Origin of the sequence: Streptomyces sp. NPDC047974 (genome assembly GCF_040653375.1) — a bacterium.
Lineage (GTDB): Bacteria > Actinomycetota > Actinomycetes > Streptomycetales > Streptomycetaceae > Streptomyces.
Map to the genome: position 1 here is coordinate 311,629 of NZ_JBEZNU010000003.1, position 21,768 is coordinate 333,396.

A 21,768-nucleotide genomic window follows, 5' to 3' on the forward strand; every position below is an offset into this window, starting at 1 on the left:
CCGTGCGCCGCCGAGCCAGCCTCGTCCTCCTCTCCTTCGCCGTCCTCTTCGCCGCCATGGCCCCCACCCTGCGCTGGTACGCCTTCCCCCGGCTGGCCAAGGTCCCGCCGAACCAGTACCAGGAGGTGGTCCTGGAGGCCCGCCCCGCCACCCTCCTCGACTACGGCACCCTCAAGTCCCGCGAGGTCGAGAAGATCACGATCGTCCAGACCCTCAAGGGCAACGTGGAGGAGTCGAAGCGGATCGAGGCCGGCACCGACCGCGACGTGGTGGTCTGGGACTCCCTCTCCTACTTCATGGGGCCCGACGGCAAGATGGTGTCCAAGATCCCCGAGCGGTACGTCTTCGACGCCCACACCCAGGACCCGGTGAACGCTCCCGGCGAGATGGTCGACGGCGACCCGGTCAAGCGCGAGGGCATCGAGTTCAAGTGGCCCTTCCTCACCGAGAAGCGCGACTACCTCTACTTCGACGCCCAGACCCGCACCGCCGCCCCCATCCACTTCGCGGGCACCCGCACCTTCCGCGGCCTGGAGGTCTACTACTACGAGCAGACCATCCCCTGGACCCAGGTCCCGATGCCCAAGACCATGCCCCTCGACGGCATCACCCCCGAACTCATCGCCTCCACCGGCCTCACCCGCTGGTACACCACGAAGCGCATGTTCTGGGTCGAGCCCGTCACCGGAGCCCCCGTCAACGGCGAGGAGATCCACAAGGAGGAGCTCCGCGGCGCCAAGGCCCTCATGGGCACCGACACCCTCACCGTCTTCGACGGCCACGTGAAGATGCGCGAGGACTACATCGCCGACACCGTCGAGCTGGTCTCCGCCAACCGCACCACCGTCCTCCTCCTCGTCTCCCGGCTCCCCTGGACCTTCACCTTCCTCGCCCTCCTCCTGTTCGCCCTCGCCCTCTGGCTGGAGCACCGCTCCCGCCGCCCCGCCCCCGGCACCGCCCCGAAGCCGGCGCCGCGGACCGCCCCCGAGCCGGTCACCCCTCCCGTCTGAGCCGCGCGCTCGTGTGCCGCGTCGCCACCGCCGCCGAAGGGTCCTCCGGCCACGGATGCCTCGGATACCGCCCCCGCAGCTCCGCCCGCACGGCCCGGTAGCCGTCCCGCCAGAACGAGGCCAGGTCGGCGGTCACGGCCGCCGGCCGCCCGGCGGGGGAGAGGAGATGGACGAGGACCGGCACCCCCGCCACCCGAGGCGTCTCGGCCAGCCCGAACATCTCCTGGAGCTTCACCGCCAGCACAGGCCGCCCCTCCCCGTACGCCACCCGGATCCGCGAACCGCTCGGCACCTCGATCCGCTCCGGCGCCAGCTCGTCCAGCCGCCCCGCCTCGCCCGAGGCCCACGGCAGCAGCCGCCGCAGCGCCTCCCCGGCGTCGATCCGCCCCAGATCCGCCCGCCGCGCCGCCCGCGACAGCTCCGGCTCCAGCCACTCCTCGGCACGCTCCACCAGCGCCTCCTCCGCCACGTCCGGCCACGCCCCGCCGACCGCCCCGCGCAGGAACGCCAGCCGCTCCCGCAGCTCCACCGCCTCCCGCCGCCACCGCAGCAACCCCGTCCCCTCCCGCCGCAGCCCGTCGAGGAGCGCCTCCCGCACCAGCGCCGGATCCGCCCCCGCCCCCAGCGGCCGCACCGTCAGCTCCACGGCCCCGAGCCGCTCCACCGACCGGGCCACCACGTCGCCGTCCTCCCAGCGCACCTCCTCGTCCGACCGGAGCAGATGGCCGGCCGCCCGCCGCGCCACGGCCTCGTCCACCACGGCCGCGAGCCGCACCCGCGCCGTCGCGTCCCGGGCCGTCCGGTCCGCCACCGCCACCGCCAGCCACGGCGCCGAGCGCAGCCCCGAACCCTCGGCGAGCCGCGCCCCGCTCCCGGACACCATCAGATGCCCGCCGTGCTCCCGAGCCCGCGCCACCCGCTCCGGGAACGCCAGCGCCGTCACCACTCCCGCCACCGCGTCCTCCCCGGCCGCACTCCCGTCCCCCGCGACGGCCTCGGCCTCCGAGGCCGCCGCCCGCTCAAGGCGCCGCACCTCCGCCCGCCACCGCGCCCCGTAGGCGTCCCCGCCCCGACGGGCCTCCCGCCAGGCCGCCGCCAGATCGTCCCCGTACTCCCGCGGCGGCTCCTCGCTCAGCAGCGCCACCACCTCGGCCGCCCGCCGCGCGCCCACCTCCGCCGCCCCGTCGAGCAGTGCCCGCCCGAGCCGCGGATGCACCCCGAGCCGGGCCATCCGGACCCCGCGCCCGGTCGCCTTCCCCGACGCGTCCACCGCCCCGATCGCCGCGAGCACCGAACGGGCCGCCGCCAGCGCCCCGGCCGGCGGCGCGTCGAGCAGCGCCAGGCCCTCCGCCGTCGGATCGCCCCAGCAGGCGGCCCGCAGCGCGAACCCGGCCAGGTCGGCGATCCGGATCTCCGGCGCCGGGAACCGCGCCCGCCCGCTCTCCTCCGCCTCCGACCAGCACCGGTACACCGTCCCCCGCGCCTCACGCCCCGAGCGCCCCGCCCGCTGCGTCGCCGCCGCGGCCGACACCGGCACCGTCGCCAGCGACCCCAGGCCGCGCGCGTGGTCCATCCGCGGCTCCCGGGCCAGCCCCGCGTCCACCACGACCCGCACCCCCGGCACCGTGAGGCTCGACTCCGCGACCGACGTCGACAGCACCACCCGCCTCCGCCCACCGGGCCCCGCACCCCGCAGCACCGCGTCCTGCACCGCGGCGGGAGCCCGCCCGTGCAGCTGGAGCACCTCGGCGTCCACCCCGTCGAGCAGCCCCGCCGTCCGCGCGATCTCCCCGGTGCCCGGCAGGAAGCAGAGGACGTCGCCCTCGTGCCGCGCCAGCGCCCCGCGGACCGTCGCCGCCACGTGCCGCAGCAGCGCCGGATCCACCCAGGTGCCGTGCGCCGGCCGGATCCCCGCCGCCGGCGGCGCGTGGACCACCGCGAAACCGTGCCCCTCGCCCTCGCTGCGCACCACCGGCGCGGGCCCGCCGCCCTCCTGGGAGGTCAGCAGCCGGGCCCACGCCTCCGCGTCACTGGTCGCCGAGGCCGCGACGACCCCGAGCTCCGGCCGCAGCGCGGCCCGTACGTCCACCAGGAACGCGAGGGCCGTGTCGGCGTCCAGATGGCGCTCGTGACACTCGTCGAGGAGCACCACGTCCACCCCCGCCAGCTCCGGATCCCGCTGCAGCCGCTGGAGCAGCAGACCGGTCGTCACGACCTCGACCCGCGTCGCGGGCCCCGCCCGCCGCTCCCCGCGGACCGCGAAGCCGACCGTGCCGCCGACCTCCTCGCCCAGCAGCCAGGCCATCCGCCCGGCCGCCGCCCGCACCGCCATCCGGCGCGGCTCGGCCACCAGCACCCGCCGCTCCGGCCCGTCCCCTATGAGCCCCGCGAGCGCCAGCGGCACCAGCGTGGTCTTGCCGGTGCCGGGCGGCGCGTGCAGCACCGCCGTGCCGCGCCCTTCGAGCGCGGCCAGCAGCTCGGGAACGGCATGCCGGACGGGGAGCAGATCGAGTACGTCGTTTCGGATCACGCACTCAGTCTCGTACGCGAAGGAAAAAAGGCGGGCCCGTTGTCCACAGGCCCGCCTATAAGTACGACTGTCGGACATCCGGCAGTCGGTGTGGGAAGGAGTCGGGGGCTCGGCTCAGCCCTCGCGCTCGCACACGAAGATCGCCGTGCCCGGGATCAGGTTCCCCCGCAGCGGGGACCAGCCGCCCCACTCCTGGCTGTTCCATTCCGGCCACTCCGGCTCGACCAGGTCCACCAGCCGGAAGCCGCCCGCCACCACGTCCCGGACCCGGTCGCCGAGCGTCCGGTGGTGCTCCACGTACACCGCCCGCCCCTGCTCGTCCTGCTCGACGTAGGGCGTGCGGTCGAAGTAGGAGGCGGCGACCGACAGGCCCTCCGGCCCCGGCTCGTCCGGGAACGCCCAGCGGATCGGGTGGGTCACCGAGAACACCCAGCGTCCACCCGGCCGCAGCACCCGGCGCACCTCCCGGAAGACCCGGACCGGATCGGCGACGAACGGCACCGCCCCGTACGCCGAGCACGCGAGGTCGAAGGCGCCGTCGCGGAAGGGCAGCGCGCCCGCGTCCGCCTCGACCAGCGGCACCTCCCCGCCGATCCGCAGGGCGTGCTGGAGCTGCCGGTGCGAGAGGTCGAGCGCCACCGGCCTGGCCCCCTGGGCCGCCAGCCACCGGGAGCACTGCGCGGCGCCGGCGCCGATCTCCAGGACGTCGAGCCCCTTCAGTCCCTCCGTCGGCCCGAGCAGTCCGGCCTCGGCCTCGTCGAGCCCCTCCGGGCCCCATACGAACCGGTCGTCGCCGAGGAAGGCGCCGTGGTCGTTCTGGTACTCGTCGGCGTTCCGGTCCCACCAGCCCCGGCTCGCCCGGCTGCTCTCCGCGTCGCCGGCGTCACGCCGGGTCGCCACCGCCTCGTCGTCGTCCGTCTCGAAGCGGTCGTCCTGTTCGTACTCTTGGTTCATCTCGCCCGTCGATGTAGTTTGCGCTCAGTGCCGCGGAACGGCGGAGGACCGCCGATGGCCCGTGGACGGACACGAGTTGTGCCGGGTTCGCGCACTTCTGTCCCGGCTGCGCGCTTCGCGCATTGACCCTGTCCGGCCGTCCCCGTATGCTAAAGGTTGCGCTGCGGGCCTGCGCGCCTCAGACGGAGCAGGCCGCGCTCGCACCTGTTGCAGTCCCCTCGGTTTTCGAGGCGCCCCCGGTCTCCGGAAGGCGCTTCATCAGCTGTCCGGCTTCTTCAGTGCGATACGGGCTCTCGGCGTAGCAGTACCTACGACTTTCTGTCCGTAACCGGAGCCCTTTCCCACATGACGAGCAGCACCGAGACCACCGCCACCACCCCGCAGGTTGCGGTCAACGACATCGGTAACGAGGAAGCCTTCCTCGCCGCGATCGACGAGACGATCAAGTACTTCAACGACGGCGACATCGTCGACGGCGTCATCGTGAAGGTCGACCGGGACGAGGTCCTGCTCGACATCGGTTACAAGACCGAAGGTGTCATCCCGAGCCGCGAGCTCTCGATCAAGCACGACGTCGACCCGAACGAGGTCGTCAAGGTCGGCGACGAGATCGAGGCCCTTGTTCTCCAGAAGGAGGACAAGGAAGGCCGCCTGATCCTCTCGAAGAAGCGCGCCCAGTACGAGCGTGCCTGGGGCACCATCGAGAAGATCAAGGAAGAGGACGGCATCGTCACCGGTACCGTCATCGAGGTCGTCAAGGGTGGTCTCATCCTCGACATCGGCCTCCGCGGCTTCCTCCCGGCCTCCCTGGTCGAGATGCGTCGTGTCCGCGACCTCCAGCCCTACGTGGGCAAGGAGCTCGAGGCGAAGATCATCGAGCTGGACAAGAACCGCAACAACGTGGTCCTGTCCCGCCGCGCCTGGCTGGAGCAGACCCAGTCCGAGGTCCGCCAGACCTTCCTCACGACCCTCCAGAAGGGTCAGGTCCGCTCCGGCGTCGTGTCCTCGATCGTCAACTTCGGTGCCTTCGTGGACCTGGGTGGCGTCGACGGTCTCGTCCACGTCTCCGAGCTGTCCTGGAAGCACATCGACCACCCGTCCGAGGTTGTCGAGGTCGGCCAGGAGGTCACCGTCGAGGTTCTCGACGTGGACATGGACCGCGAGCGTGTCTCCCTGTCGCTGAAGGCGACGCAGGAGGACCCGTGGCAGCAGTTCGCCCGCACCCACCAGATCGGCCAGGTCGTCCCCGGCAAGGTCACCAAGCTGGTTCCGTTCGGTGCGTTCGTCCGCGTCGACGAGGGCATCGAGGGTCTGGTCCACATCTCCGAGCTGGCCGAGCGCCACGTGGAGATCCCGGAGCAGGTCGTCCAGGTCAACGACGAGATCTTCGTCAAGGTCATCGACATCGACCTCGAGCGTCGCCGGATCTCGCTGTCCCTGAAGCAGGCCAACGAGTCCTTCGGTGCCGACCCGGCGTCGGTCGAGTTCGACCCGACCCTGTACGGCATGGCCGCGTCCTACGACGACCAGGGCAACTACATCTACCCCGAGGGCTTCGACCCCGAGACCAACGACTGGCTCGAGGGCTACGAGACCCAGCGCGAGGCCTGGGAGGCCCAGTACGCCGAGGCGCAGGCGCGCTTCGAGCAGCACCAGGCCCAGGTCATCAAGTCCCGCGAGGCCGACGAGGCCGCCGCTGCCGAGGGCGCTGCCGCCCCGGCCGCCGGCAACGCCGGTGCGGGCATCTCGGGTGGCTCCTACTCCTCGGAGTCGGACGACTCCGCCGGCGCCCTGGCGTCGGACGAGGCCCTCGCCGCCCTCCGCGAGAAGCTCGCCGGCGGCCAGAGCTGAACAGGCTCTCCGCTGAGCGGCGCTAGTCGCTAGCAGTACACCGGGGCCCGCTCCCTCCCGGGGGAGCGGGCCCCGGTCGTTTTTCCGCCACATCGGCCCGAACGAGTCCTGGCGGGAATGACCTTGCGCTCCGGGGCGTTCTTCCGGGAGACGCGAGGAGGAGCGGTAACCGTGCTTGATCCCCAGGATTTGTACGAATGGGACGCCAAGGGCCTGGCCGTGGTCGACCTGGCGCTGGCGCAGGAGTCGACCGGGCTGGTCATGCTGTACCACTTCGACGGCTACATCGACGCGGGAGAGGCCGGCGAGCAGATCGTCGAGCGGGTGCTCGACACCCTTCCCCACCAGGTCGTCGCCCGCTTCGACCACGACCGGCTGGTGGACTACCGGGCCCGCCGCCCGCTGCTGACCTTCCGGCGCGACCGCTGGGCCGGGTACGACACCCCGGCGATCGAGGTCCGCCTCGTCCAGGACGCCACCGGCGCCCCCTTCCTCTTCCTCTCCGGCCCCGAGCCGGACGTCGAGTGGGAGCGCTTCGCCGCCGCCGTCGCCCAGATCGTCGAGCGGCTCGGCGTACGGCTCGCCGTCAACTTCCACGGCATCCCCATGGGCGTGCCGCACACCCGGCCCGTCGGCCTCACCCCGCACGGCAACCGCACCGACCTCATGCCCGGCCACCGCAGCCCCTTCGACGAGGCCCAGGTGCCCGGCAGCGCCCAGTCCCTCATCGAGTTCCGGCTCTCCGAGGCCGGCTTCGACACCCTCGGGGTCGCCGCCCACGTGCCGCACTACGTGGCCCGCTCCCCGTACCCGGACGCGGCGCTCACCGTCCTGGAAGCCGTCACCGCCGCCACCGGCCTCGTCCTCCCGGGCGTCGCCCACGCCCTGCGCACCGAGGCCCGCCGCACCCAGACCGAGATCGACCGGCAGATCGGCGCCGGCGACGAGGAGCTGGTCGCCCTGGTCCAGGGGCTTGAGCACCAGTACGACGCGGTGGCCGGCGCCGAGACCCGCGGCAGCCTGGTCGCCGAGCCGGTCGACCTGCCCTCGGCCGACGAGCTGGGCCGCGAGTTCGAGCGCTTCCTCGCCGAGCGGGAGGGCGACTCCTAGGACCGCGGAGCCGGGGGCCTAAGCTGCCGCTCATGCTGAAGATTGGCCTGACCGGCGGCATCGGCGCCGGCAAGAGTGAGGTGTCGCGGCTGCTCGTCTCGTACGGGGCCGTGCTGATCGACGCGGACCGGATCGCCCGCGAGGTGGTCGAACCGGGCACCGAGGGGCTCGCGGCGGTCGTGGCCGCCTTCGGGGAGTCCGTCCTCACCGAGGACGGCACCCTCGACCGGCCGAGACTCGGCTCCATCGTGTTCGCCGACCCGGAGCGACTGGCCACGCTCAACGCCATCGTGCACCCGCTCGTCGGCGCCCGGTCGGCCGAGCTGGAGAGCGCCGCCGGCCCAGGGGACGTGGTGATCCACGACGTACCCCTGCTCACCGAGAACGGCCTCGCGCCCCTCTACGACCTCGTGGTCGTCGTCGACGCCTCGCCCGAGACGCAGCTCGACCGGCTGGTGCGGCTCCGGGGCATGGCCGAGGCGGAGGCGAAGGCCCGGATGGCGGCGCAGGCCGACCGGGCGGCCCGGCTGGAGATCGCGGACCTCGTGATCGACAACGACGGCCCGCTCGACGCGCTGGAGCCGCAGGTGCGGAAGGTGTGGGAGGAGCTGGAGCGCCGGGCGGCCGAAACCGTCTAGACGCCGGGCACCCGTCCGGTGTCCGGGACCCGGATCGTGGGAAGGATGCAGTTCATGGCCGAGAGAAATCCGGAGACGCACGTCATCGACTTCCGTGCCGCCGAGCACCTGCTGGCCGCACGGGACCCGCGTGGTGCCGTGAAACTGCTGGACTCGGTCATCGCCGAGCACCCGGAGAACACCGCGGCACGGCTGCTGCGGGCGCGGGCCTTCTTCGCCGCCGCCCAGCTGCGGCCCGCGCAGCTGGAGTTCGAGCTGGTCCTGGAGCGGGAGCCGGACAACGCCTTCGCCCACTTCGCGCTCGCCCGTACCCTCCAGCGCTCCGGACAGGAGGCCCGGGCCACCCGGCACTTCCGGCTCGCCGCCGCGCTCGACCCCCGGCCCGAGTACGTCCAGGCCGCGGGCTTCGGCACGGAGGACTGACCGGCCCGGTCCGCCGCGGCTCAGCCGTCGCCACGGTCCCGGCCGTCGTCGTCCGGGTGCCGGGGCCGTCCGTCGCCGCGGTCCCGTCCCTCGTCCGGCCGCCAGGGCCACCCGTCGCCGCCCCGGTCGCCGGTGTACTCGCTCCGGGGGCGGCCGTCGCCGTGGTCCGGCTCGTACGGCGGGATGTCACGGCCCGGCTGCCAGTGCGGGCCCTGCCGCAGATGGCGCAGGACCATCGTCATGTCGGCCGCGACCACCAGGAGCAGCACCGCACAGGCCACCGCCCAGCCGGGGCGGCCCACCAGCACGAAGACGACCGTGCCGAAGACCGCCCACACCATTCCCCAGGCACTCAGCCAGAACCGCAGCCGCAGCGCGCTGCGCGCGGTGACCGGCTCGCTACCGGTACGCATGACGGCGCCCTCTTCCGTCGGATCCCTGTGGGCACTTCCAGCATGTACCCGCACGGAGGCGAAGGGAACGGCGTCGGCGGCCGGGCTCAGTGCACGAGCGAGTAGCTCCGCCAGGGCAGGGTGCCCGGCACGATGGAGTCGGAGCTGTTGGTGGGCAGGTAGATCGGCTCCTCGCCCCGGCAGTGCGGGGTCCGGTAGAGGATCAGGTCGATCAGGGTGCCGTTCTCCACCCGGGTCGCGCCCAGCGGGAGGCGGTGGCAGCCCTTCACCGGCGGGCTCATCACCCGCACCACCTTCTCCCCGCGGGTCTCGTACGTGACGGGGCCCACGGCGGTGCGGCCGAGGCCCGAGCAGCCGGCGACCGTGAGCGTGAGCAGCACGGCCCCGGTGGCGGTCGTGAGACGCCGGCGAACGGACATGGCGGATCCCCTTCGATCGGGCGAGCGAGGCGGTCGGCGGCAGCCCCGGGGGCGAAAAGCCCTGGTCGAGGCCACCCTCCCGCCGTCGGAGGCGGCTGTCATCCGGGGTTGGGCCGGTCGGGGGACGCACGTCGGCGCCCGTTGTCGGACCCCGCCCGTAAGGTCGGGGGTACCGACGCGGACGTTCCGCGCCGGCCGGTGGACCCCGGGGGAGGAGGGCGGCACATGACGGAGCGCTGGACGGCCCATGCCGCCGTCTTCCTGCCCGCGGCGCTGCCCCGCCAGGGAAGGATCGCCCTCTGGGCGCCCGACGGCGCGCCCCTGCCCGATCCCGACGGGCTCGACGGCGCGGAGCCCACCCGGATCACCGTGGCCGGCCGGCACGGCACCGGCACCCGCCGCCGCGAGGTCCCCGCCGTGACCCTGCCGGTGGCCACCGCCCTACCCCTGCTCGTCGCCGCCCGGCACCGTCCCACCGCCCACCCCGCCGCCGCCTGCTGGGGCGCGGCCGCCCTGCACGCCCTGCACCTCGTGGCCCGCGGCCGGCTGCTGCCCGGGCTCACCGCCGACGACCTGGACGCCTGGCGGGCCGGACCGCTCGACGCCGAGGACATCGCCCATCTGCGGGCCGTCGCCGCCGCGATGCCGTACGAGGCGCACGCGGTGCCCGTCGCGGGATCCGGCCCGCTCGCCCTGCCCGATCCGGAGGCCCTGATGCGGGCCTTCCTCGACGCGGTCGCCGACACCCTGCCCCGTACCCCCGCGGCCGTGCACGCGGTCGGCGCGCCCTTCGCCGCCGCCGCGCCGCAGCACCTCCCCGGGGCCCGTGCCTGGGCCGCCGAGGCCGCCGCCGGCATGGACGCCGGGGTGCGGATCTCGCTCCGCCTCGACCTCTCCGCCGCCGAGCTGTTCGACAGCGCCGACGAGGCCGAGGGCGGCCCCGAGAGGCAGGCGGCCGCCGCCATCCTCCAGGTGCACAGCCTCGCCGACCCGACCCTCGTCATCGACGCCGCCGCCCTCTGGGCGGGGGAGGGCGAGCACTTCGGCCCCCGCGCCCGGATCGACGCCCTCCTCGCGCTGCGCCGGGCCGCCCGGATCTGGCCCCCGCTCGGCCGGCTCCTGGAGCGGGACGCGCCCGACGTCCTCGCCGTCGGCGAGGCCGAGTTGTACGAGCTGCTCGGCCCGGCCGCGGCCCGGCTCGCCGACGCCGGGGTCGCCCTGCACTGGCCGCGCGACCTGGCCCGCTCCCTCAGCGCCTCCGCAGTCGTCCGCCCCGCCCGCTCCGCGCCCGGCTCCGCCACCGACGGCACCAGCTTCTTCGACTCCACCGAACTGCTCCGCTTCGACTGGCAGCTCGCCCTCGACGGCGACCCGCTGACCCAGGGCGAGATGGACGTCCTCGCCGAGGCCCACCGCCCCGTCGTACGGCTCCGTGACCGCTGGGTGGTCGTCGACCCCGACCTCGTCCGCAAGGCCCGCAAGCGCGAACTCGGCCTGCTCGAACCGGTCGACGCCCTCGCCGCCGCCCTCACCGGCAGCGCCGAGGTCGACGGCGAGACCGTCCCCGCCGTGCCCGTCGGCGCGCTCGCCGTCCTCCGCGACCGGCTCCTCGCCGGCCCCGAGCCGGCGGCGCCACCGCCCGGACTCACCGCCACCCTGCGGGACTACCAGCTCCGCGGCCTCGCCTGGCTCGACCTGATGACCTCGCTCGGCCTCGGCGGCTGCCTCGCCGACGACATGGGCCTCGGCAAGACCGTCACCGTCCTCGCGCTCCACCTGCGCCGGGCCCGCCGCGAACCCACCCTCGTCGTCTGCCCCGCCTCCCTCCTCGGCAACTGGCAGCGGGAGGCGGCGAAGTTCGCCCCCGACGTGCCCGTCCGCCGCTTCCACGGCACCGCGCGCGAGCTGGGCGACCTCGACGGCGGGATCGTCCTCACCACCTACGGCACCCTGCGCACCCGCGCCGCACAGCTCGCCGAGCGGCCCTGGGGGATGGTCGTCGCCGACGAGGCCCAGCACGTGAAGAACCCGTTCTCCGCGACCGCCAAGGCGCTGCGCACCATCCCCACCCCCGCCCGGGTCGCCCTCACCGGCACTCCCGTGGAGAACAACCTCTCCGAGCTGTGGGCCCTCCTCGACTGGACCACCCCCGGACTCCTCGGCCCGCTCAAGGCCTTCCGCTCCCGGCACGCCCGCGCCGCCGAGAACCACGAGGAGCTGGAGAACGAGGAGGCGGTGGAGCGGCTCGCCCGGCTCGTCCGCCCCTTCCTGCTGCGCCGCCGCAAGTCCGACCCCGGCATCGTCCCCGAACTGCCGCCCAAGACCGAGTCCGACCACCCGGTGCCGCTCAGCCGCGAACAGGCCTCGCTGTACGAGGCGGTGGTCCGCGAGACCCTGGGCCTGATCGAGGCCGCCGAGGGGATGGCCCGGCGCGGACTGGTGATGAAACTGCTGACCTCGCTCAAGCAGATCTGCAACCACCCCGCCCAGTACCTCAAGGAGGACGCCCCGCGCGGCGGCGGCACCGCGCGCCTCGCCGGCCGCTCCGGCAAGCTCGCCCTCCTCGACGAGCTGCTCGACACCATCCTCGCCGAGGACGGCTCCGTGCTCGTCTTCACCCAGTACGTGACGATGGCCCGGCTCCTCGCCGACCACCTCACCGCCCGCGGGATCGGGAGCCAGCTCCTCCACGGCGGCACGCCGGTGGCGGAGCGGGAGCGGATGGTCGACCGCTTCCAGGCCGGCGAGGTCCCCGTCTTCCTGCTCTCCCTCAAGGCCGCCGGCACCGGCCTCAACCTCACCCGCGCCGGCCACGTCGTCCACTACGACCGCTGGTGGAACCCGGCGGTCGAGGACCAGGCCACCGACCGCGCCTACCGCATCGGCCAGACCCAGCCCGTCCAGGTCCACCGGCTCGTCACCGAAGGCACCGTCGAGGACCGCATCGCCGAACTGCTCCGCGCCAAGAAGGCCCTGGCCGAGGCCGTCCTGGGCTCCGGCGAGGCCGCCTTCACCGAACTCACCGACCGCGAACTGGCCGACCTGGTCTCCCTGAGGAGGTCCGTGTGAACCGCCCCGGAGCCCGGGCCGCCCGCCCCGCGCCGCGCGGAGCCGGCCCCCGCCACGACGACCGCCGCCGCACCTTCCCGGCCGTCCCGCCCCGCGCGGCCGCCGACGGGCGCTTCGCCGCCACCTGGTGGGGCAACGCCTGGGTGGCCGCCCTGGAGCGCACCGCCCTCGACCAGGCCCGCCTCGGCCGGGGCAGGGCCTACGCGGAGCGCGGCCACGTCGACGCCATCACCGTCACCCCCGGCCGGGTCGTCGCCTATGTGCACGGCAGCCGGATCCGCCCGTACCGCACCGAGATCCGGATGCGGACGCTCGGCGACGACGGCTGGGAGCTCTTCCTCGACGAGGCCGCCGCCCGCCCCGAGCACATGGCCGCGCTCCTCGACAAGGAGGTCCCGCACGCCCTGGAGGCCGTCGAAGGGCTGCTGCCCGCCCCCGGCGACCTGCTGCCCGACTGCTCCTGCCCCGACGACGGTTTCCCCTGCAAGCACGCCGCCGCCCTCTGCTACCAGGCCGCCCGCCTCCTCGACGAGGACCCCTTCGTCCTCTTCCTGATGCGCGGCCGGGGCGAGGGCGAACTCCTCGCCGAACTCTCGCGGCGCAACGCCGCCCGCTCCGCCGCCGAGACCACCGCCACCGCGCCCGTCCTCCCCGCCGTGCCCGCCCGCGAGGTGCTCGCCGCCGGGCCCGTGCCGCCGCTGCCCCCGCCGCTGCCGCTCCCCGACCGGCCGGGGCGGCCCGCCGTCTTCCCACCGGACCCGCACGCCCCGGACCCGCTGGCGCTCGACCTGCTCGCGGGCGAGGCCGCCGCCCGCGCCCACGCCTTCCTGGCCACCGGCCACGACCCGGTCGCCGACCTCACCCCCTGGCAGGACGCGGTCCGGCTCGCCGCCGCGCACCCCGGCTCCGGACTCACCGCCTCGACCCGGGCGCTCTACCGCGACCTGTCCGACGCGCTCGACCGCACCCCCACCGACCTCGCCCGCGCCGTCGCCGCCTGGCGCCAGGGCGGCGCGGAGGGCCTCGCGGTCCTGGAGGAGCCCTGGGACCCGCCGGCCGGTCCCTTCGACCGCGCCAGACCCGCCCTCCTCGCCGCCGACTTCCCGGCCTTCCGTCCCTGGCGCAACCACCTCTCCACCTCCTCGCTCCAACTCCGGCTGGGCAAGGACGGCCTGTGGTACCCGTACGAATCGGATGGCGGCCGCGAGGACTGGTGGCCGCGCGGCACACCCGACGCCGACCCGGTCGGAGCCCTCACCGAACTCCTCGGCCGCGAGGGCCCGTCCGGGGTCACCACTCGAACGGCGCCTCCCTCGAAGGAGTGAAACCCGTCAACGGCCGGATCCGGCAGACGCGTTCGTCGCGTTTATTCCGGTACGGGCAATCGCCCGTGCAACTCCGGAAGGCAGGAAGCCATGAGGCAGATGCGCCGAAGTGGTCTGGCCACACTGTTGGTCACGGGTGGTGCGCTCGCGCTGTCGGCGGGCGCCGCCCACGCGGACTCGGGTGCCGAGGGCGCCGCGGTCGGCTCCCCGGGAGTGGGCTCCGGCAACACGATCCAGCTGCCGGTCCACGTACCGGTCAACCTCTGCGGGAACACGGTCAACGTCGTCGGGCTGCTCAACCCGGCCGCGGGCAACGCCTGTGCCAACACCTCGGCCCCGGCCGGGGAGCATCGGGACGGCGGCCCCGGCCGCACCCACAAGGACGAGGCCGTGACCCCGCGCGGCGGCGAGCAGACCCACGGCGGCGGTTCGTCCGACGGCGGGGCCGTCAACGGCGGCGGGGCCACCGCCGAGAGCCACGCCGAGGGCTCCCCGGGCGTGCTGTCCGGGAACGGCCTCCAGCTCCCGATCGACCTGCCGGTCAACGTCGTCGGCAACTCGGTCAACGTCGTGGGCGTCGGCAACCCGGCCGTCGGCAACACCGGGGTCAACGCCCCGAGCACGCCCGAGCAGCCGCAGGTCGAGATTCCGACCCCGCGCCCGCAGACCCCGGTGCGCAACCTGCCGCCGAAGCCGGTCGCCGAGCAGGAGAAGCCGGCCGTCCCGGCGCCCGCCCCGGCCCCGGCCCCGCAGGGCGAGACCGAGCGGGTCGTGCTCGCCGCCACCGGCAGCGACTCCGTCGGCTACGCCGCCGCGGGCAGCGCCGCGCTCCTCCTCGGCGGCGCGCTGATGTACCGCCGCGCCCGCCGCGCGGGCGACCAGGTCTGACCCGGACCTGCCACGCCGGAGCCGGCCCCGCTGACGTCCGAGCCGTCAGCGGTCAGCCCGGCCCGGCGTCCCCTCCGCGCCCGTCGTGCCCGTCACGCCGGGCGCGTCCCCGTGTCCGGACCGCGGCGCGCGCCAGGCGCGCAGCACCGTCTCGATGGCGGCGGAGACCCGGGTACGGGCCTGATGACGGGGGACACCGGACATCAGCAGCGCGTCGTACGGCGTGTCCAGGTGCCGCACCGAGGCGCGGACCGCGGCCGTCACGGCGCCCCGGTCGAGGGCGCGTCCCGCGGCCGTCCTGCCCACCCGGCCGCTGCCCTTCGCGGAGGCGTGGACGGCGATCTCGGCCGCCCGCTCCGGCGGCATCGCGGGGAAGAGCCGCAGGATCTCCGCCCGCAGGGCCTCGGTGACCCCGGCGTCCCGCACGGCGCGCCGCTCCGCGTCCCGGGCCCGGCGCCGCGCCCGGGCCTCCGCGTCGGCGAGGCAGGCCGTCTCCGCCCGGGCCAGGGCCGCCTCCTCGACGAGCAGCCCCTGGCGCTCGTAGCGGGTGCGGCGCCGGTTGTGGCGTACCACCACCGCCCACAGGGCGCTCTGTTCGCGGGCCCGCCGGGTGAGCGCGGTGTCGCCCCGGCGCAGGAAGACGAGGTGGCCGAGGTCGGCGCAGTCCAGGCAGACCGGCTGGTTGTACTCGACGATCATCCGCTCCAGCGGACCCTGCCGGCACTCCGAGCAGCGGCGGCGGCGCAGCGGCTCGACGACGACGGGGGCGACGAGGTCCATGGCCGCCGTCCTCAGCGGAGTCCGGGCGCGGCGGCGGCGACGAACCGGGCGAGGGCTTCCTTCGCCTGGTCGGAGCGGCGGGCCCGGTCGGCCGTGCCGACCGCCTCGTGCATGCAGTGCGTCTCGTCGAAGGCGGCCTCGGCGAGCCTGCGCAGGTCGGCGTCGTCGCAGACCAGCTGGACGCGGAAGAGGGCCTGCCGGGCGGCGGTCCGCTGGCGGTAGGAGGCGTGCCGCGACTCCTCGGCCTCCTCCGAGCCGGGCTCCTCGACGGCCCGGAACCAGCGGTCGTTCTGGCTGTGCCGGTACTCGACGACGGCGCCCGCGAAGGCGCTGTAGGTGGCGATCCGCTCCTGGCGGAGCTGCTCGTTCCGGGCGAGCGCGGCCGTGCGCAGGGTCGTCCGTCCCTGGAACCAGTGGGTGGCGATCACGCCGAGAAGCGTGCCCGCCACCGCTATCAGCGCCACGTCCATGGCGTGGTCCTCCCCCGAGTCGCCGTTCCCGACCGCCCGAAGATCCTTCGGACCGTCAGATCATGGCATTACGGCGGGGGTCGCGTCACCGTCGTACCGGGCGGCGAGGGCCGCCGCCAGCCGGTCCCTGGCCGCCGTCTGCGCGGCGATGCGGGCGTCGAGCACGGCGAGCCGCTCGCGGGCGATCTCCAGGCCGCGGGCGGAGGGGCGCACCGACGGCAGGTCCCCGTCGAGGCAGGAGCGGAAGGCCGCCACGTCGTCGAGGGTGAGCCCGGCGCCGAGGAGGTACCGGATGTTGGCGACGCGGACCACCGAGGCCTCCTCGTACACCCGGTAGCCGTTGGCCGCGCGGTCCGAGGCGATCAGGCCCGCCTGTTCGTAGTGGCGCAGGGACCGCGCCGACACGCCTGTCCTGTGGGCCAGTTCACCGATGCGCATCCGCCCAGTCGTATCACGCGACGAGCGCGCCCCCGTCGACCGGGAGCACGGTGCCGGTGAGGAAGGCGGCCTCGGGGTCGGCGAGCGCGGTGATCGCCCAGGCGACCTCCTCGGGCCGGCCGATCCGCCCGAGCGGGGTGTGGGCGAGCTGCCAGGCCCGGACGGCCGCGCGCCGCTCCGGGCCGAGGCCCATGTGGTCGGCGATCGGGGTCTCGATCGCGCCGGGGGCGACCGCCACCACCCGGACGCCGGCGGGCGCGAGTTCGACGGCCCAGCAGCGGGTCAGGGTCTCCAGGGCGCTCTTGGTCGCCGGATAGACCGAGTTGTCCGGCCAGCCGCGCTGGCCGACGGTCGTCGTCACGTTCACGACCACGCCGCCGGAGGAGCGCAGCGCGGGGAGCGCGGCCTGGGTGAGGAGCACCGGCGCGATCAGGTTCGTCTCGAGGAGGGGCGCGATCCCGGCCCGGTCGAGGGTGCCCAGGGGGCCGCCGCCGGCGATGCCCGCGTTGTTGACCAGCACGTCGAGGCGGCCGTGGTCGGCGAGCACGCGGTGGACGAGCGCCTCGGGCGCGCCCTCGGCGGTGATGTCGGCGGGGAGCGGGTGGATCGCGCCGGGGGCCTCGGCGGCGGTCTCCCGCAGGGGCTCGGGCCTGCGGCCCACGGCGACGACGGTCGCGCCCCGCCGGGCGAAGGCACGGGCGGTGGCCCGGCCGATGCCGGTGCCCGCGCCGGTGACGAGGACGACCCTGGGGGAGACGGAGGTGTCGGAGGTGTCGGAGGTGACGGGGGTGACGGAGGAGCCGGGGGTGACGGAGGAGTCGGTGGTGTTCATGCGGACGATGCTGGAACCGTGACGCCAGTGGCAAGGTCAAGCCGGGGGAGCGCGCGGGGCAGAATGGGTGGGATGCGATACGAGGCGATCACCTGGGGCCGGATGGCCGGACGGCTGGCCCGGCACGTGGACCGGCTCGCGCCGGGTGACGGCGGCGACCGGCTGAAGATCGCCGTCGACGGGGCCCCGGCCGCCGGGGGCGCGGAGCTGGCCGGGCTGCTCGCGGAGCAGCTGCGGGACCGCGGACGCCCCGTGCACGTCGCCGGCACCCAGGGGTTTCTGCGGCCCGCGTCGCTGCGGTACGAGCACGGCCGACAGGACCCCGACGCGTACTACGACGGCTGGACCGACACCGGGGCCCTGTGGCGCGAGGTGTTCACCCCGCTGGAGCCGGGCGGCGACGGGCGGGTGCTGCCCGATCTGTGGGATCCGGTGAAGGACCGGGCGACCCGGAGTCCGTATGTGACGCTGCCGCCCGGCGGCGTCCTGCTGCTGCACGGGCCGTTCCTCCTCGGCCACTGGTTCCCCTTCGATCTGACCGTCCATCTGCGGCTGTCGCCCGGTGCCCTCGCGCGGCGCACCGGGGAGCCCTGGGCGCTGCCCGCCTTCGCCCGGTACGAGACGGAGGTCGATCCGGCCGGGACCGCCGACGTCGTCGTCCGGGCCGACGACCCGCGGCACCCGGCCTGGACCGGGCTCGGGGACCTCGGCTCAGACTGACGACGGGCGGTCCGAGGGCGGTCTGCCGCCCACCAGGGTCACCGCTTCGGCGCCCGCCGCGCACCCCGCCCGCGCCGCCTCCGCAGGGTCCGCGCCCGCGAGCCGCGCCGCGAGGAACGCGCCCGTGAACGCGTCGCCCGCGCCCGTCGAGTCCAGGCGTCGCTCCGGCGGCACGACCGGGGCCGTGACCCGGGCGGTGACCGTGCCGCCCTCGGCGATCAGTGCGCCGTCCGCGCCCAGGGTCACGACCGCGAGCGGGACGCGCCGGCTCAGTGCCCGGGCCGCAGCCTCCGCGTCCGGGGCGCCGGTGAGCAGCCGGGCCTCGTCGGCGTTGGGCAGCAGCACGGAGGCGCCCTCCACGGCCGCGAGGAACCGCTCCGGGCCCAGCTCCGCCAGGAAGCCGGCGGACGCCGGGTCCACGCTCACCGGTATTCCGGCCGCCCGGGCGTCCCTGAGGGCGAGCAGGGCGGCCGCCCTGCTCGGCGGGGCGAAGAACAGATAGCCGGAGAGGTGCAGGGCGGCCACGCCGTCGAGGAGTCCGGCGGACCAGTCGTCGGGGCAGAGGCGGAGCACGGCGCCGCTGTCCGTCAGGAAGGTCCGCTCGGCCGCCGGGTCCACCAGGGCGATCACGGTGGCCGTGGGCACCTCGGGATCCGGCACGAGGAGCGGGCGGACGCCCGCCCCGGTCAGCTCGCGCCCGTGCCAGGCGGCCGACTCCGCGCCGACCCGGCCGAGCAGCCGCACGTCCTGGTGTCCCGAACGGGCCGCCCAGCAAGCCGCGTTGGCCCCCGCGCCGCCCGGCAGGGTGCGGATGGAGGCCGCCGTGTCCGTCGCGGGAGCGAGCGGCCCCCGGTGCCGGGCCACCACGTCCGTGACGACGTCCCCGACGACCAGCAGCGCCCCGCCCGGTGCCGGCCCGCCGGCCGCCGTCACCGCTCGCCCGCGGCGTACGCCCCCGCGATCCGGGCCGCGAGCCGGACGTTGCCCCGCACCGCCGCCAGGTTGGCCTCCAGGGACGCGCCGTCCGTGTGCGTGGTCAGGTACTCCAGGAGGAAGGGGGTGACGGCCTGCCCGGTGATGCCCTTCTCCTTCAGCTCGGCGAGGCCCCGCGCCAGCACCCGGTCGTGCAGTGCCGGGTCCAGCTGCTCCGCCTCGGGCACCGGATGGGCGACGACCAGCGCGGACCAGGGCCGGCCGAGCGCTTCCCGGGCGCGTATGACCGCGGCGACCTCCTCCGGGGTCCGCAGCGTCCAGTCGACCGGCTCGCCGGAGGAGGAGAGGTAGAAGCCGGGGAAGGTCTCGGTGCCGTACCCGGCGACCGTGACGCCCAGCGTCTCCAGGCGCTGGAGGGTGGCCGGGACGTCGAGGATCGACTTCACGCCCGCGCACACCACCGTGAGGCCCACCTCGGCGAGCAGCCGCAGGTCGGCGGACTCGTCCTGGGTCTCGTGCCACTCGCGGTGCACTCCGCCGAGGCCGCCGGTGGCGAAGACCCGTATGCCCGCCGCGTCGGCGAGCCGGGCCGTCGCGGAGACCGTCGTCGCGCCGGTGGCGCCGGTGGCGAGCGCCGGGGCCAGGTCGCGGTGGCCGAGCTTGCGGACCGAGGGGTCCTCCGCGATCCGGGTCAGCCCGGCCCGGTCGAGGCCGATCCGCGCCACGCCGTCGAGCACGGCGATGGTGGCCGGCACGGCGCCCTCCGCCCGTACCGACTCCTCCAGCTCCACGGCCACGGCGAGGTTCCGCGGGCGCGGCAGGCCGTGGGCGATGATCGTCGATTCGAGGGCGACGACGGGCCGGCCCTCGCGGAGCGCGTCCCGCACCTCTTCGGACACCAGTGTGGTCGTGGTCATGGTCCATTCCTGGCGCGCCCGCCCGCCCCCCAAACACCTCTGGCGATCTGCCGCCACCCCCCTTTCGCACGAGGGTGCGAGGGGGGTACGGATTCGGTTCTCCGGCACCCGGCGCCGCGCGCCCGGGCGGGGCGGGACCCGCTTCGGCGGCGGGCAAGGCCTCGGTGCGGAATCCGTCGCTTGCCGTCCGGATCGGTAACGTGCCTGGTCAGAGCGGTGGACGGAGGGATTCCTTCCGCCCCTCCCGGACGCACCCGCCACTCCGGGACCCGGCTACAGTCACCGCCCATGACGACTCACGACCTCCCCTCCTTCGCCGTCCACATCCCCGACGCCGAGCTGGAAGCCGACCCGCTCGACCCCGCCCAGATCGTGTCCGGCACCCCTGAGGTGTCCGGCAAGGTGCTGTGGGAGTCCGCCGACGGCAAGCAGCTGCGCGGCATCTGGCAGATCACCCCCGGCGTCGTCACCGACACCGAGGCGAACGAGCTCTTCGTCGTCGTCGGCGGCCGGGCCACCGTCGCCGTCGAGGGCGGCGCCACGATGGAGATCGGGCCCGGTGACGCCTGTGTGCTCCGCGAGGGCGACCGGACCACCTGGACCGTCCACGAGACGCTGCGCAAGGCGTACCACATCACCCTGCCCTGACCCGGGCGCCGGTCAGGCCCTGCGGAGCACGCCCCGCAGGGCCAGGGCCGCCATCGGCAGCAGCAGACAGGCGGCGATCGCGTTGAGCGGACCGTAGCCCGCCTTGGAGACGATCACTCCGGCCAGCAGGCCGCCGAGGCCCGCCGCCGTGTTCATCGCCGTGTCCGACAGGCCCTGGACGGCCGCCCGCGCCGCCTGCGGCACCGAGTCCGTCAGCAGCGCCGAGCCCGACACCAGCCCGGCCGACCAGCCGAGCCCCAGGACGAACAGACCCGCCGCGACCCGGGTGTGGCTCGCGCCCGCGGTGCCGGCGAGCAGCGCCGCGACCCCGAGCAGACCGACCGCGAGCCCGATCACCGCGAGCCGGCCGAGCCGGTCCGAGAGCCAGCCCATGACCGGCGAGAACGCGTACATGCCCGCGATGTGCACGCTGATGACGAGGCCGATCAGCTCGATGCCGGCCCCGTGGTGGGTGAGTGCCACCGGCGTCATCGACATGATCGACACCATCACCGTCTGCGAGGCGACCACCGTGACCAGGGCGATCCGGGCCTGCGGCGACGCGCGGACCGCCCGCAGCCCGGCCCGCAGGGACCGGCCCTCGGGCCGGTCGTCCGCCCCGCTCCCGTCCGCGGCGGCCAGCGCCCGCGCCGTCAGCAGCGGATCGGGCCGCAGCAGCACCGCCACGACCAGCGCCGAGACCACGAAGACCACCGCGGCCCACAGGAACGGGCCCGCGGCCACGGGTATGCCGAGGCCCGCGACGCTCCGCCCGGCCGGCGCCGCGATGTTCGGGCCGAGGACGGCGCCGATCGTGGTCGCCCAGACCACCGTCGAGATGGCCCGCGCCCGGCGGTCCGGCGGCGCCAGGTCGGCGGCCGCGAACCGGGCCGTCAGATTGGCCGAGGACCCCGCGCCGAAGCCCACCAGACCCACGAGAAGCAGCGGGAAGCTGTCGAGGACCGCGCCGAGCACCGCGACACCGGCGCCCAGCGCGCCCAGCAGATAGGCGAGCACCAGACCGGCCCGCCGCCCCCGCCGCGCCATCAGCGCCGCCAGCGGCATCGCGAGCAGCGCGGGCCCGGCGACCGTCGCCGTCGAGGCGAGCCCGGCCAGCGCGTCCGTACCGCTCACCTCGGTGGCGAGGACGGCGGCGAGCGCGACTCCGGTGGCGATCCCGAGACCGCCGAGGATCTGGGTGGCGACGAGCACGGCCTGGACCCGCCGGCGCAGCGCCGGCAGCGTGGCGGGGGAGAGCGGCGCGGCGGTCTCTCCGGGCACGAGGATGTCAGGGGCGTCGGGCGTTTCGGTCACTACCGGAGTGTGCCAGCCCGCGCACCCGAGGGGAACGGCGGGGAACGGAAACCCCGGGCGGCCCCGCCTCCCCGGCGGACGGCGCG

Annotated in this window: 21 protein-coding genes; 10 read left to right on the forward strand and 11 right to left on the reverse strand. The window is 75.2% G+C overall.

Annotated features, from left to right (window positions below; translation table 11 throughout):
- The first annotated feature begins 2 nt into the window (after window positions 1-2).
- On the forward strand, window positions 3-1,010 hold the full coding sequence (locus tag AB0E19_RS07160; RefSeq protein WP_362174586.1) for a DUF3068 domain-containing protein: 1,008 nt from the start codon (window positions 3-5) through the stop codon (window positions 1,008-1,010).
- Here the strand turns inward: AB0E19_RS07160 and hrpB are convergent.
- Window positions 994-3,540, reverse strand: a complete 2,547-nt coding sequence (gene hrpB, locus AB0E19_RS07165) for an ATP-dependent helicase HrpB (RefSeq protein ID WP_362174588.1) — start codon at window positions 3,538-3,540, stop codon at window positions 994-996. The genes AB0E19_RS07160 and hrpB overlap by 17 nt on opposite strands.
- A gap of 114 nt (window positions 3,541-3,654) precedes the next feature.
- Window positions 3,655-4,494, reverse strand: coding sequence for a methyltransferase domain-containing protein (locus AB0E19_RS07170; protein WP_362174591.1), 840 nt, complete (start codon window positions 4,492-4,494; stop codon window positions 3,655-3,657).
- 345 nt (window positions 4,495-4,839) lie between these two features.
- On the opposite strand from AB0E19_RS07170, the gene rpsA reads away from it, so the two are divergent.
- From rpsA to AB0E19_RS07190, 4 genes are all read left to right on the forward strand, one after another.
- Window positions 4,840-6,345: a 30S ribosomal protein S1 gene (rpsA, locus tag AB0E19_RS07175; protein ID WP_031002689.1), complete on the forward strand. Its 1,506-nt coding sequence runs from the start codon at window positions 4,840-4,842 to the stop codon at window positions 6,343-6,345.
- A gap of 171 nt (window positions 6,346-6,516) precedes the next feature.
- Complete coding sequence (locus AB0E19_RS07180; RefSeq protein ID WP_362174595.1) at window positions 6,517-7,455, forward strand: PAC2 family protein; 939 nt, start codon at window positions 6,517-6,519, stop codon at window positions 7,453-7,455.
- 32 nt (window positions 7,456-7,487) lie between these two features.
- Window positions 7,488-8,093, forward strand: a complete 606-nt coding sequence (gene coaE / locus AB0E19_RS07185; protein ID WP_362174598.1) for a dephospho-CoA kinase — start codon at window positions 7,488-7,490, stop codon at window positions 8,091-8,093.
- Window positions 8,094-8,147: 54 nt separating this feature from the next.
- Window positions 8,148-8,516 carry a tetratricopeptide repeat protein gene (locus tag AB0E19_RS07190; RefSeq protein WP_360600584.1) on the forward strand — a complete coding sequence of 123 codons (369 nt, stop codon included), beginning with the start codon at window positions 8,148-8,150 and terminating at the stop codon, window positions 8,514-8,516.
- A gap of 20 nt (window positions 8,517-8,536) precedes the next feature.
- Here the strand turns inward: AB0E19_RS07190 and AB0E19_RS07195 are convergent, their stop codons facing one another.
- Together AB0E19_RS07195 and AB0E19_RS07200 are read right to left on the reverse strand one after the other, a co-directional pair.
- Window positions 8,537-8,929: a DUF6343 family protein gene (locus AB0E19_RS07195; protein ID WP_362174602.1), complete on the reverse strand. Its 393-nt coding sequence runs from the start codon at window positions 8,927-8,929 to the stop codon at window positions 8,537-8,539.
- 86 nt (window positions 8,930-9,015) lie between these two features.
- The gene (locus tag AB0E19_RS07200) at window positions 9,016-9,348 is read right to left on the reverse strand and encodes a hypothetical protein (RefSeq protein WP_362174605.1); all 333 of its coding nucleotides are present in this window, start codon (window positions 9,346-9,348) and stop codon (window positions 9,016-9,018) included.
- 225 nt (window positions 9,349-9,573) lie between these two features.
- Here AB0E19_RS07200 and AB0E19_RS07205 point away from each other — a divergent pair, with 225 nt between their 5' ends.
- The 3 genes from AB0E19_RS07205 to AB0E19_RS07215 all read left to right on the forward strand — a co-directional run bounded on the left by AB0E19_RS07205 (window position 9,574) and on the right by AB0E19_RS07215 (window position 14,630).
- Window positions 9,574-12,417, forward strand: a complete 2,844-nt coding sequence (locus AB0E19_RS07205; protein ID WP_362174607.1) for a DEAD/DEAH box helicase — start codon at window positions 9,574-9,576, stop codon at window positions 12,415-12,417.
- Window positions 12,414-13,742 carry an SWIM zinc finger family protein gene (locus AB0E19_RS07210; RefSeq protein WP_362174610.1) on the forward strand — a complete coding sequence of 443 codons (1,329 nt, stop codon included), beginning with the start codon at window positions 12,414-12,416 and terminating at the stop codon, window positions 13,740-13,742. Before AB0E19_RS07205 ends, AB0E19_RS07210 begins: the two co-directional genes overlap by 4 nt.
- Before the next feature lie 90 nt (window positions 13,743-13,832).
- Complete coding sequence (locus AB0E19_RS07215; RefSeq protein WP_362174613.1) at window positions 13,833-14,630, forward strand: chaplin; 798 nt, start codon at window positions 13,833-13,835, stop codon at window positions 14,628-14,630.
- A gap of 45 nt (window positions 14,631-14,675) precedes the next feature.
- Here AB0E19_RS07215 and AB0E19_RS07220 read toward each other — a convergent pair whose 3' ends face one another.
- The 4 genes from AB0E19_RS07220 to AB0E19_RS07235 are packed head-to-tail and all read right to left on the reverse strand — an operon-like array spanning window position 14,676 to window position 17,150.
- A complete protein-coding gene (locus AB0E19_RS07220; protein WP_362174615.1) occupies window positions 14,676-15,410 on the reverse strand; it encodes a DUF2293 domain-containing protein in 735 nt (244 codons plus the stop codon).
- Window positions 15,411-15,421: 11 nt separating this feature from the next.
- Entirely contained in the window at window positions 15,422-15,880 is a 459-nt protein-coding gene (locus AB0E19_RS07225) for a hypothetical protein (RefSeq protein ID WP_362174618.1), read from the reverse strand.
- Window positions 15,881-15,940: 60 nt separating this feature from the next.
- Window positions 15,941-16,318, reverse strand: a complete 378-nt coding sequence (locus tag AB0E19_RS07230; protein WP_362174621.1) for a MerR family transcriptional regulator — start codon at window positions 16,316-16,318, stop codon at window positions 15,941-15,943.
- Between the two features lie 13 nt (window positions 16,319-16,331).
- A complete protein-coding gene (locus tag AB0E19_RS07235) occupies window positions 16,332-17,150 on the reverse strand; it encodes an SDR family oxidoreductase (protein ID WP_362174625.1) in 819 nt (272 codons plus the stop codon).
- Between the two features lie 72 nt (window positions 17,151-17,222).
- On the opposite strand from AB0E19_RS07235, the gene AB0E19_RS07240 reads away from it, so the two are divergent.
- Window positions 17,223-17,870, forward strand: a complete 648-nt coding sequence (locus AB0E19_RS07240) for a uridine kinase (protein ID WP_362174628.1) — start codon at window positions 17,223-17,225, stop codon at window positions 17,868-17,870.
- Here the strand turns inward: AB0E19_RS07240 and AB0E19_RS07245 are convergent.
- Both AB0E19_RS07245 and AB0E19_RS07250 read right to left on the reverse strand, forming a co-directional pair.
- Window positions 17,862-18,803 carry a PfkB family carbohydrate kinase gene (locus AB0E19_RS07245; protein WP_362174631.1) on the reverse strand — a complete coding sequence of 314 codons (942 nt, stop codon included), beginning with the start codon at window positions 18,801-18,803 and terminating at the stop codon, window positions 17,862-17,864. The two genes, AB0E19_RS07240 and AB0E19_RS07245, sit on opposite strands and share 9 nt — an antisense overlap.
- Window positions 18,800-19,720 carry a pseudouridine-5'-phosphate glycosidase gene (locus tag AB0E19_RS07250; protein WP_362174634.1) on the reverse strand — a complete coding sequence of 307 codons (921 nt, stop codon included), beginning with the start codon at window positions 19,718-19,720 and terminating at the stop codon, window positions 18,800-18,802. The genes AB0E19_RS07245 and AB0E19_RS07250 overlap by 4 nt, the downstream gene beginning before the upstream one ends.
- A gap of 288 nt (window positions 19,721-20,008) precedes the next feature.
- Between AB0E19_RS07250 and AB0E19_RS07255 the strand changes: the two genes are divergently transcribed.
- Entirely contained in the window at window positions 20,009-20,368 is a 360-nt protein-coding gene (locus AB0E19_RS07255; protein ID WP_362174637.1) for a cupin domain-containing protein, read from the forward strand.
- Between the two features lie 12 nt (window positions 20,369-20,380).
- Here AB0E19_RS07255 and AB0E19_RS07260 read toward each other — a convergent pair whose 3' ends face one another.
- Window positions 20,381-21,682, reverse strand: coding sequence for an MFS transporter (locus AB0E19_RS07260; protein WP_362174640.1), 1,302 nt, complete (start codon window positions 21,680-21,682; stop codon window positions 20,381-20,383).
- Window positions 21,683-21,768: the final 86 nt, after the last annotated feature.